The organism is Moorena sp. SIO3H5 (genome assembly GCF_010692395.1).
Lineage (GTDB): Bacteria > Cyanobacteriota > Cyanobacteriia > Cyanobacteriales > Coleofasciculaceae > Moorena.
In genome coordinates this window covers 1-11,770 of sequence record NZ_JAAHHS010000247.1, presented here as the reverse complement: position 1 = coordinate 11,770, position 11,770 = coordinate 1, and the positions used below count along the sequence as shown (strand labels likewise).

The following is an 11,770-nucleotide window of genomic DNA, read 5'->3' as shown; positions in this document are numbered from 1 at the left end:
TTCGCCGTTGGTGTCGGCAGTTGTCTGTACACTGCCCAGAACTATCAGCATTTCCTGTGTGTCAGGGGTCGTCGGCTCAGCCGGTGTATTGGGATTACCCATCTCTAGCAGAACTAGTCAGACAGGGGAAAGTACCCCTGAGACAGATGAGGTCAGTTGTTGCTGGCAACTGTACAGAAATACTCTTCGATATCATCCAACGGCAGAAACAACTCTGCTGTGGTTCATCAGAGCAACTAACTTACAGGCAGATTCCTCAACAGACTATTGATTCAAGCTCTGATTCAAGGTTTGATTCAAGCTTGGTAGTAATTCGATCTTCACAGATAATGCAACAGGCAACGCTGGCTTGGGAGCCTTGGCAACAGGCTGGTTTGGTAAATATTTCGCCTTCTTTGGCTCCGGTGATCTGGGATGCTGACAAATTGCGACAGCAGACCTCATTACTGGCCTACCACAACCTGACTACCTTAGTGGATGGCGATCGCACTTTAAGGGATTTAGCTGTGAGCGTCAAACAGAATCTTTTGGCTGTGACCCAATCAATCATGCCCTACATCCGAGTACAGGTGATGGGTTTGATCTGTGTTGGAGACTTCCGCTGTGATACTCACTTTAATCAAGCCACTAATCCTCAGCCAGAAACTACGGGAACCAAAGGACCAGTAATGACATTACCAGCTAGTCCCTTGGTAGTTTATATCGAAGACAGCCAAATCGATCGGCTGACCATGAGTCAAATTCTTGCCAATGCTGGGTATCGATTTATCAATGTTCAAGACCCAATCAAAGCCTTGCCGACGTTGCTACAGCACAAACCACAGCTGATCTTCTTGGATTTAGTCATGCCGGTTTTAAACGGGTATGAACTCTGTGCACAAATTCGTCGGGTTTCCGTGTTTCAAGACACACCAGTGATTATGGTCACCAGTAATGACGGAATTGTAGACCGAGTGCGGTCAAAGATAGTCGGTTCTACAGACTTTTTAGCAAAGCCTATTACTCGCTCAAAGGTATTGACAATTCTACAGAGGCATCTCGGGGTTAGTCGTAATATCCTGTTCGGTTTAATACTTACTTTAATACTTAACTTATAGCGGTTCTCATAGTAATGAGGTACACATAATGTTTTCCCACGTCCGACTTCCCTCTCTTCCCTTCCTGGGAGGGTTTAGGGGCGGGTTCCTGTTCCCTGTTCCAAAGTCCCTGGTCTCTGCCAGGACGAAAGTACCTAAGCGATTTTATAAATGCTATAGTTGACTACTTATTAGTCTTTTTTTTGTTAATTTAAAATTCAAAATATAAACTTGATGAGTTATACTTGACAGGTTGAAATTACCAAATTTAAATTAACATTATGACTACTTTTAGAGTAAGGAAATTTTATGAATACAGTCCTTTTGGTTGAAGATAGTTTGACAGAAAATGAGATGCTAAGTTGTTACCTCAGACAAGCTGGTCTCAAGGTAGTTAGTGTCACCAGTAGTGAGGATGCCCAGATTAAACTTCAGTCCCAGAAACCAGATGTGGTGATTCTCGATGTGATTTTGCCAGGACAAAGCGGGTTTGAACTGTGCCGGGAACTCAAGACTAATTCAAACACCCAAACCATCCCAGTGGTGATTTGCTCAACTAAAGGAACTGATGCCGACAAACTCTGGGGTTCGATGCTGGGAGCTGATGCCTATTTACCTAAACCGATAAACCAGCAAGAACTAAAACAAACAATTCAGCAATTGTTAGGTATTACCCATTAGGTATTAGGTATTAGGTAATGTTGAACTCCCTTGACCCAGTGGTAACACAAACCAATCTTGATCTACTCAACTTAGATCCACTAGCCCCAGAAACCCGAGTGCGGTTCCTGCGTTTTCCTCTTGGCTTTGAGGATAGTATTCTGTTGCCCCTAGAGCAGATTACGGAAATTATCAGGGTGAATGTGCTGGACGTTTTGCTGGTGCCGGAAATGCCCAGTTGCATTTTGGGAATTGGTAATTGGCGCTCAGAAATGCTCTGGTTGGTAGACCTAAACGAGCTGGTTGGCTATCCACCTTTGTCAGAGCTTGGGCAAGTTTCGGTATCTCCTGTGGCAATCGTGGTTGAGGCCAATGACCAGTCTGTGGGTCTGGTGGTGTCGCAAGTCAATGAGATTGAGTTACATGAATTGGAGCAACTCCAGCCAGCATCTCCTGGCTTATTTCCTCAATCGCTACTGCCTTTTCTGCTGGGGTATCTGCCTGGGGATGGCACTACAGTCTTGGATGTCAAGGCTATTACTGAGTTTCCCCTATGGCAGACAAATCAAGAAGGGCAGTCTTGAGGTTTTTCGACCAAATCAATCCCATCAAACCAATGATGACTGCTTGACAAGCTCGTCACTAACTCTGCCCATTGAACAGTCGATTGGCAGCGTTACTACCGACTCGATTGCCTCTGAAATGCCATCATGGTCGGCAATTTTACCATTATCAGATGTTGAAAAAAGCGATGCAGCGCGGTCTTGGGGAGGCAGTGCGGTCTTGGGGAGCCAGTGCGGTCTTGGGGGTTTCCCCCATGAGCAACTGGCGTGGTTCCCCCCATGAGCGACTGCCGTTGGTTTCCACGGGGCTTTCAAGGTGCGGACGCAGGTTCCGCACGCAGCCCCTCCCCAGGAGCGACTGCATCAAGAAAGGAAACTATAACTATGTCAAAATTTGATCAATCTAAGGAAATACTCACATCTTCGTCCCAACTCAATCAATCATCGAGTAATGGCAATGGCAAGGGGACACCTAACGGTGTGAAGCTCCACCTAGCTGTGGATATTGAGGAATACTGCAAGGGTGAGCGGCAGTGGTTATTCCACCTGGCCACTCAGATGCGCAAAGCAGAAACTAGTGATGCCCTGTTGAGAACCACCGTGACTGAGGTTAGTCAGCGTTTACGGGTAGACCGAGCCTTGATTTTTCGCTTCCAGTCCGAGAATCGAGGTACAGTGCTAGTTGAGTCGATGGTGGGTGGCTATACTCCCAGCCAGGAGGAGTGCCTGCCGGTGATTGCTTTTGGGGCAGAGAATCGCTCAGCCTATGAGCAACAGGAAGTTATAGCCCTTCATGATATTAATGACCGGGCTCTGAGTCCGTTTCAACTCCAACTGCTAGAACGATTCCAGGTCAAAGCCAGCCTAAGTCTACCAATTTTGCTCGAAGGGCAATTGTGGGGCTTACTAGTGGTACAGCAATGTTCTGGTTCTCGGGAATGGCAGGAAGCTGACATTAGTCTGCTCTACCAAGTTGTGACTGAACTGAGGCTAAGTCTACAGCCAATGGAATCTTTTACCCGACGGCGAGAGCAGGTGAAGCAAGAAAAGGTCTTGGCTCAAATCTTGGCCACAATTCCACCGTCAAATGTACCCGAGATTTCCCTGGGCAACATTTGTGAAGAACTACGCCTGTTTTTCAAGGCGGATCGGGTAGTGGTTTATCGCTTCAATCCAGACTGGAGTGGTGAATTTGTGGCTGAGTCAGTTGCAGAGGGTTGGGTGAGGCTGCTCGAAGACCAAAAGCAAAATCCTAACCTGACATCAGCCGATATATTGTCCTCTAAGCGCTGTACGGTCAAGCAAATCGGATCTGTGGCCAGCCCCAATACCGATACCTATTTAAAGCAGACACAAGGGGGCGGCTATTTCAAACGTCATCAGGTACAGCGAGTTGACGACATCTATAGCGCTGGTTTTTCTGAATGCTACATTGAAACCTTAGAAAAATACCAGACCAAGGCTTATATTATAGCCCCAATCTTTGATGGTGAATACCTCTGGGGCTTATTCGCCGTTTACCAGAACTCTCGCCCTCGGCGTTGGCAAGATAGTGACGTCATGCTTCTGTCATTACTTAGTGACCGTCTCAGTAGTATTCTCAAGCAATTGGACATGGCAGCCCAGCTAGAGGAGACATCGGAGCAACTGGATATTGCTGTTCAGGGGGAACACATAGCAAGTCGCTTGCTTGATAAGATACTTAAAAGTTCCGACATCAACAGTGTTTTTCAGACCGCTACTAAAGAAATCCGGCAGCAGCTCAAGTGCGATCGCGTTGCTGTGTATCGCTTCAATCGAGACTGGAGTGGTGAGTTTGTGGCTGAGGATGTCGGACATGGTTGGATACCGTTAGTTGAACCGAGTATTAAAAAAGTCTGGCGCGATACCTATTTGGAGAACACCCAAGGCGGTCGGTATCGCCACAATCAAACCTTAGCCGTTGATGACATTTACAAGGTTGGTTACGATCAGTGTCACATTGACCTGTTAGAGCAATTTCAGGCAAAAGCTTATGTGATTGTACCGATTCTGCAAGGGGAAACCCTGTGGGGTTTACTGGCAGCTTACCAGAACAATGGCCCTCGTCACTGGCAGAAAATGGAGGTGGGTATACTGGCTCACATGGGCCGACAATTTGGGGTTGGCCTCCAGCAAACGGAGTATATTGATCAACTGCGCGCAAAATCCAGCCAACTGTTAAAGGCTTCAGACATAGAAAAATCAGCGGTCAGAGTCATCAACAAGATCCGGCAATCTCGGCAACTGGATACCATTTTCAAGACCACAACCATAGAAATCCGTAAGCTCCTGATGGCTGACCGGGTGGGTCTGTTTCGCTTTGACCCTGAGTCTGGCTATAACGATGGACAGTTGGTGTCTGAAGATGTGGCCAATGAGTACGATGCTATCCTGGGTAAGAAAATTCACGACCATTGCTTTAGTGAAGAGTATTCCGCCCACTATGTCGAAGGGCAAGTACACACAGTTGCTGATATCTACAATGGGGATCTCAGTGATTGCTACATTGAGCTGCTAGCTCAGTTTCAAGTCCGGGCTAACCTGGTGGTGCCATTGTGTAAAGGCACTGAACTGTGGGGATTGTTGTGCATTCACCAATGCAGTCAGCCCCGTCAATGGCAGGAGTATGAGATTGATTTTGTCAAGCAGATTGCCCTTCACTTTGAAGTTGCTCTACAACAAACAGAGTACCTAGCCCAAGTAGAGGCCAAATCCACCCAGGTCGCTAAAACCGCACGGATCGAGCGAGGGGTAGTTAGAATCATCAACAAGATCGGTCAGTCTCGAAACCTCGATACCATTTTCAATACCACAACCATAGAAATTCGTAAGCTTCTTCAGGTTGACCGGGTGGGTGTATTTCGGTTTTACCCTAACTCTGGCTTTGATGATGGGGAATTGGTATCTGAGGATGTGGCATCAGGCTACGATGCCATGCTAGGAATCAAACTTAACGACCACTGCTTTGGTGAAGAGTATGCCCCTCACTACACCGAAGGACGAGTGCAAGTGGTTGCTGATGTCTACAATGGGGGACTGAGTGATTGCCATATTGAGCTGCTGGCTCAGTTCCAAGTCCGGGCTAATCTGGTTGTGCCCCTACTTCAAGGACCATTATTGTGGGGATTGTTGTGCATTCACCAATGCAGTCAGCCCCGTCAATGGCAGGAATATGAGATTGATTTTGCCAAGCAGATTGCCCTGCACTTTGGGGTAGCCCTACAGCAATTGAGCTACCTGGAGCAAGTGGAGACCAAATCCCACCAGCTTGGCCAAGCTGCTGTGCGGGAGCGAGTAGTAGCAAGCCTTAGCAACAATTTGTCCCAGTCTCTAGATGTTTACAGTATCTTCGAGAGAATCACCAAAGAGTTACAGCAAGTGTTGGGAGCTGACCGGGTAGTGATCTATCGCTTTAACTCCGACTGGAGTGGTCAATTTATGGCTGAATCCGTTGCCCCTGGCTGGCTTTCTCTAATCACTGAACAAGAAACAGACGAGCATCTGAAGGTGGATCTAACGGCTTCTGAGCGCTGCACGGTTACAGCCCTCAGTGTTAATTCTCGTCATCATATTGATACTTACTTGCAAGACACCAAGGGTGGAGACTTCGCCCGAGGTGACCACTTCAAGAAGGTTGATGACATCTACACCATGGGTTTCGCTCCCTGCTACATCAACACTCTGGAAAAATTCCAAACCAAGGCATATCTGATTATGCCGATTTTTCAAGGTGACAAGCTCTGGGGGCTACTAGCCGCTTACCAAAATACGGGACCGCGTCAGTGGCAAGATACCGATGTCACCCTGATGCTCCAGATTAGTAATTCCCTGGGATTAGCCTTGCAGCGATCCCATTACCTCGATCAGGTGCGAGCCCAATCTAGCCAACTCACCAAAGCGGCTCAAATCGCTCAGGGGGTAACCAAAATAGTCGGTAAGCTATTCCAATCTCGGGATGCAAATACCATCTATCATATTACTACCCAAAACGTCCGGCAGCTGCTCAAATGCGATCGCGTCGCCGTCTATCAATTCAATCGAGATTGGACTGGTCAGTTTGTGGCTGAGGCAGTTGCCACCGGTTGGTTGCCATGGGTGGGAGCAGATATCCAAGCCTTGTGGCCCGATACTTATCTACAAGACCTCCAGGGAGGTCGGTATCGTAATCGTGAAAGCTTGGCAGTTGATGACATTTACACCGTTGGTTATTCTGACGATTATCTCGAAACCTTGGAGCAATATGAGGTTAAGGCTTATATGCTGGCACCGATTCTGATCGAAGGAAGCTTATGGGGTTTACTGGGTACCTACCAAAATACTGGTGCTCGTGACTGGCAAGAGTTTGAATTCAACGCCCTGGTTCAGATTGGGCTGCAACTAGGAGCAGCCCTGCAACAGGCCGAGTATCTCGCACAAATCCAAGACCAGTCCCAGCAGCTCACCAATGCCGCACAACGGGAGAAAGCCGATAAAGAAGCAGTACAGCGGGAGGTCATGCAGTTGCTCTCAGCCGTGCGGCCAGCTCTAGAAGGAGACCTGACTGTCCGAGCTCCGGTCACCAACAATGAAGTAGGTACCATTGCTGATGCTTACAACAACACCTTACAAAGCCTGCGCCGGATCGTGACTCAAGTGCAGCAAGCCTCCAGGAAAGTTGCCCAAACCTCTGTTGACAGGGAATCCTCCATTGCTTTGCTCACAGCCCAAGCCCAGCAACAATTTATGGCTCTCGGTGAAGCAACAGAGCACATCCAGACCATGGTTAATTCTACAGAAGCTGTCGGTCAGAGTGCTCAACAAGTGGAAGTGGCAGTCCAAACCGCTAACCAAACCCTCCAAGAAGGGGATGCCGCCATGAACCGTACCGTAGATGGAATTCTCGAAATCCGGGAGACAGTGGCCGAAACCAGCAAACGGCTTAAGCGCTTGAGCGAATCGTCCCAGAAGGTTTCGAGGGTAGTGAACCTGATTAGCAACTTTACGAATCAGACCCAATTGCTAGCGTTGAATGCAGCCATTGAAGCCACCAGGGCCGGTGAGTATGGACGAGGTTTTGTAGTTGTTGCCGATGAAGTCCGTTCTCTAGCGCGTCAGTCAGCAGAAGCCACCACTGAGATTGAGCAGTTGGTGCAAGAGATCCAGAAGAGTACTGCTGAGGTTTCTACAGCCATGGATAAAGGTATTCAACAGGTTGCCCAAGGAACGGCAATAGTACAAGATACCCGTCTAACTCTCAATGCCATTGTTGAAGCCACCAGCCAAATCAGCCATCTCGTAGACGGTATTACCCAAGCCACCCAGGTACAGACCGAAGAGTTCCAATCCGTGACCACTACCATGACTGAAGTTGCAGGAATTGCCAACAAGACCTCTTCCGATGCCATGGAAATTTCTACCTCTTTCCAAGAACTCCTAGCCATGGCGAAGAATCTTCAAGCCAGTGCTGACCAGTTCAAGGTTGAGTAGTCAAAAGCCATTGCTAAAACGCATTTAAAATGAATTTTAGCAATGGCAATAGGCAATAGGAAATAGGCAATAGGCAATAGGCAATAGGCAATAGGCAAAATGGTACTGGGATATATCTGTTTTATTTGATTTCATGCTATATAGCGTTTCTAGTACTCATGAGGTACACATTATTTTTTCCCTCTTCCCTCTTCCCTTCCCCTCCTGGGAGGGGTTAGGGGTGGGTTCCTCTTCCCTGCTCCCTGCTCCCTGCTCCCTGCTCCCTGCTCCCTGCTCCCTGCTCCCTAAAAACCAGAAATTTGTACCTCACAAGTCGTAGAATTGCTATATACATTTTTAAGCAAAAAAGCTTAATTAAACCTGGCATTAGTTATTATATAATAACTAATTTAAAAGGTTTTTATACAATAACTAATCACTAATAATACGAGCATTTTTTATTCTAATCAGGTAGAGATCATTTTTTGGAATTTTATCGCAATTCCCGATTCCCGATTCCCGATTCCCAATTCCCGATTCCCGATTCCCTACTCCCGATTCCCGATTCCCGATTCCCGATTCCCGATTCCCGATTCCCGATTCCCGATTACCAATTCCCGATTCCCTAAAACCTAGGACGAAAATACCTCACCCAATTGATAACTACTCTAATGACTAATGACCCGAAAATTCGTGAACAAAGCTATCGCTACTTTCTCCAGGAAGCACCGGAACTGCTGCAAGTTTTGGAAGAGGATTTGCTGAGTTTGCCAGAAAACTATAGCATCAATAAAGTCAACAACTTGATGCGCACTACCCATACCCTTAAAGGCGCAGCAGCTAGCATTGGCTTGGAAACAATTGCCACTGTCGCTCACTCCTTGGAGGATGTTTTCAAAGCTCTGTTTAACCCAGACTTGTCCATTGATCCAGAAATTGAAGCCTTACTCTTTCAAGCTTATGAGTGTCTCCGCCTACCTCTAACCGCTGAACTCACAGGGAGGCAAATCGATGACACCGAAATCAAGAATCGAACTGCTGCTGTTGTTGCCCAAATCCAACAGAAGCTGGGAGACTGTTTTGATCTCGAATCCTATCTGCCCACCTCAGTAGAATTGGGCTTCGACGTCACCCAGTCCATATTTGAAGTGGGGGTTAGTCAAGGGTTAGACTTAATCCAAGCTGCCCTAAATAGTGACAATCCCACTGAAATCAGCATCACAGTTCGCCACCAAGCAGAGGTTTTCTTGGGGTTAGGGGAATCCATTGATTTACCAGGATTTGCCGCTATTGCCAAAAATGCGATCGCAGCCCTAGACCAACATCCCGATCAGGTGGTCACCATTGCCAAGACCGCTTTGTGTGATTTCCAAGCCGCACAAGCAGCAGTGCTAAAAGGGGATAGGACTCAAGGCGGTCAACCTTCTATGGCTCTGCAACAACTCGCTAACCTTAGGTCTTCAAGTCAAAATTCACAAGTCAAAATTCACAATGAATCTTCTATCTTCGGCAACGGAAAAGAACAAAAAGAAGCTGATACACAATACATTGTGATAGATAACTGGTCTTCCCTGGATTCATTCATCGAGTCATTCCCCAATCCCAAGTTGAGTAATAGTGACCCAGAACAAGACCTTAATCCGGTTGATACCAGAGTAGAAGAAGGAGAATATTTTGTTACTAATTATGATGGTAACACTCAATATAAATTATCCCATAATTATGAATTTATCACCCCTATTGTAGAATCAGAAATCATTGATTTTTATCATAAACATAATAAAAAAGAGAAGGAATATAATAAAAAAAAGACGAAAAAAAACGAAATACAAGATAACCAAACAACATTATCTTCTTCTTCTTATTCCTATTCTTCCCCCCCTCCCCAATCCTCTCCTTCTTCCGTGACTCATCCAGAATCTAAAACAAGGAAACAGTCCCAGCTTGTGGAGATGATCTGGGGAGGGTCAACCCCACTAGATCACCAAACCTCTGATCAAAGTAAAGAGTTCCAGAGGTCAGACCTTCAAGATATAGATGTCTGGGATAGAGAGATAGCGTCCCCTGAGCAAGAAGTCGGCACAGAAAAAAATTTTATTTTGCACAACATGGGGATGATTGATGGAGATAATCAAAAGAAAGAACAAGGACAAGATCCTGAAGTTATTACAGACGAGATCATCCCCCCCATAGGCAACACTAGAAATTCCCCTCTAAACTCTTCCCATCTCGCCATAACTCCCTCCAACCAACATCCCAGCATGCCATCATCTAGGGATCTATCTGGTACTGTGCGGATAAATATTGAGCATCTAGAATACCTCAATTACACCATTGGGGAATTACTAACCAACCAAAACAGCCAGTTGCTCGAAAATGAACAACTGCTGCGGGCAGTGCGAGTACTCCAAGATCGTGTCCAGCAACATCAGCAAGTGCTCGAACAAGTACAAGATTGGTACGACAGCCTGTTTATTTTGAAGCAACAAAAGCAGATTAGGCAAAGGTTGCAGGTTAACACGTTTAATGTTGAAGATTTCAACAAAAACAAAGCTACCAACCCCAATCCTACTACCAAGCTACCCTACTCGAACGCCAAAGCCGAACAACCTCATAACCTTGGCCTATTGGCCACGCTACGCGAACAACCTCATAACCTTGGCCTATTGGCCACGCTACGCGAACAACCTCATAACCTTGGCCTATTGGCCACGCTACGCGAACAACCTCATAACCTTCTTGATACAGACTATTTCGATGACCTGGAACTAAAACGTTATAGTACACCCGAGCTTCTGATTCAGTCAGTTCTAGAAGACGCTGTACAATTAACAGAAGCTGCCCACGACATTGAACTGTTCACCACCCAATCCAGTAAGACTCTCGAACAACAACGTCGGTTGTTAACCAACCATCGTGATGTCTTGATGGAAGCCAGGATGTTGCCTTTAAGGGAAATATTTAGTCGTTTCCCCCCTGTGATCAAGCAGTTGTCAGCCTCCCACCATAAGCTGGTCGAGCTAAAAATCTCTGGTTCTGACGTTTTAGTGGATAAAGTTGTCGCCCAGAAGCTGTACGATCCCCTGCTGCATCTTGTGCGTAATGCTTTTGACCACGGCATTGAGACTCCTGCTGTCAGGCAACAACAAGGCAAACCAGAAACAGGATTAATTGAAATCACTGCTTGCCATCGGGGCAGACATTTGGTGATTGAAGTCTTTGATGACGGGCCAGGGTTGAATTTTAAACGGATTCGCCAACTAGCAGTAGAACGTGAACTCATAGACCTGGAACAAAGTAATACTCTGAGTGAGGCTCAGCTGAGGAATTTGTTGTTTGAACCAGGCTTTTCCACTGTCTCTGGGGTGAATAACCTTTCTGGACGTGGTGTTGGTCTTGATATTGTCCTAAACCAGGTCAAAGCTCTCAGGGGTTCGGTAATAGTTGATTCTTTTCCCCACCAAGGCACCAGATTTAGACTACAAATTCCCCTGAGTTTAACCATAGATAAGTTACTCCTGTGTCAGGCTGGGAAGCAAGTTTATGGGTTGATCACTAATCAAGTCAAGCAAATTATCATTCCTGAGGAACACCAGCTCCGATCTTGGGAAGATGGTAAAATCCTTCACTTAGGAAAGGGCAGTGATCAGCAACTGGTAAAAGTCTACCAACTTGGGCAAGTCCTAGATTATTCCTCTGTCGCTTCTCCATTCTCGGTAACCCATCGGCCTCAACCTGTTGTTGCTAAAGAAACGATCAGACCAATCATTGTGATCCATTACCAGGATCAGCTTGTCGGTCTCGAGGTAGACCAACTGCTCGGAGACCAGGAGTTGGTGATTCGTCCTTTGGGAACAATGATTGTGCCACCCCCCTATGTCAATGGGGGCAGTATTCTCGCCGATGGTCGGTTGACACTGGTGCTGGATGGGACTGAATTGATCCAGTACTTGTCTGACCAGCAAACCGATGGCAGTCAAAGGTTACAGCTTGGCACATTGAAGA

7 protein-coding genes are annotated in these 11,770 nt (G+C 46.7%); all 7 read left to right on the top strand.

From position 1 onward, the window contains the following. Nucleotides 1-1,097: response regulator (locus tag F6K52_RS23380; RefSeq protein WP_293083469.1), on the top strand; the 1,097-nt coding region annotated here is incomplete at its 5' end. A gap of 288 nt (nt 1,098-1,385) precedes the next feature. Then, nucleotides 1,386-1,757: a response regulator gene (locus tag F6K52_RS23375; protein ID WP_293083466.1), complete on the top strand. Its 372-nt coding sequence runs from the start codon at nt 1,386-1,388 to the stop codon at nt 1,755-1,757. A 17-nt stretch (nt 1,758-1,774) separates the two neighbouring features. Then, nucleotides 1,775-2,320, top strand: a complete 546-nt coding sequence (locus F6K52_RS23370; RefSeq protein WP_293083463.1) for a chemotaxis protein CheW — start codon at nt 1,775-1,777, stop codon at nt 2,318-2,320. Next, entirely contained in the window at nt 2,262-2,582 is a 321-nt protein-coding gene (locus F6K52_RS23365; RefSeq protein ID WP_293083460.1) for a hypothetical protein, read from the top strand. Before F6K52_RS23370 ends, F6K52_RS23365 begins: the two co-directional genes overlap by 59 nt. A gap of 101 nt (nt 2,583-2,683) precedes the next feature. Then, nucleotides 2,684-7,786 (top strand): GAF domain-containing protein, encoded by a 5,103-nt coding sequence (locus F6K52_RS23360; protein ID WP_293083457.1) that lies wholly within the window; start codon nt 2,684-2,686, stop codon nt 7,784-7,786. A 464-nt stretch (nt 7,787-8,250) separates the two neighbouring features. After that, a complete protein-coding gene (locus tag F6K52_RS23355) occupies nt 8,251-8,394 on the top strand; it encodes a hypothetical protein (RefSeq protein WP_293083454.1) in 144 nt (47 codons plus the stop codon). 42 nt (nt 8,395-8,436) lie between these two features. Next, nucleotides 8,437-11,770, top strand: a 3,334-nt coding sequence (locus F6K52_RS23350; RefSeq protein WP_293083451.1) for an Hpt domain-containing protein, incomplete at its 3' end; no start/stop codon positions are given.

Coding starts and splice junctions, on each gene's coding strand:
- F6K52_RS23375 (WP_293083466.1), top strand. CDS start 1,386: ATGAATACAGTCCTTTTGGTTGAAGATAGTTTGACAGAAAATGAGATG.
- F6K52_RS23365 (WP_293083460.1), top strand. CDS start 2,262: ATGTCAAGGCTATTACTGAGTTTCCCCTATGGCAGACAAATCAAGAAG.
- F6K52_RS23360 (WP_293083457.1), top strand. CDS start 2,684: ATGTCAAAATTTGATCAATCTAAGGAAATACTCACATCTTCGTCCCAA.
- F6K52_RS23370 (WP_293083463.1), top strand. CDS start 1,775: ATGTTGAACTCCCTTGACCCAGTGGTAACACAAACCAATCTTGATCTA.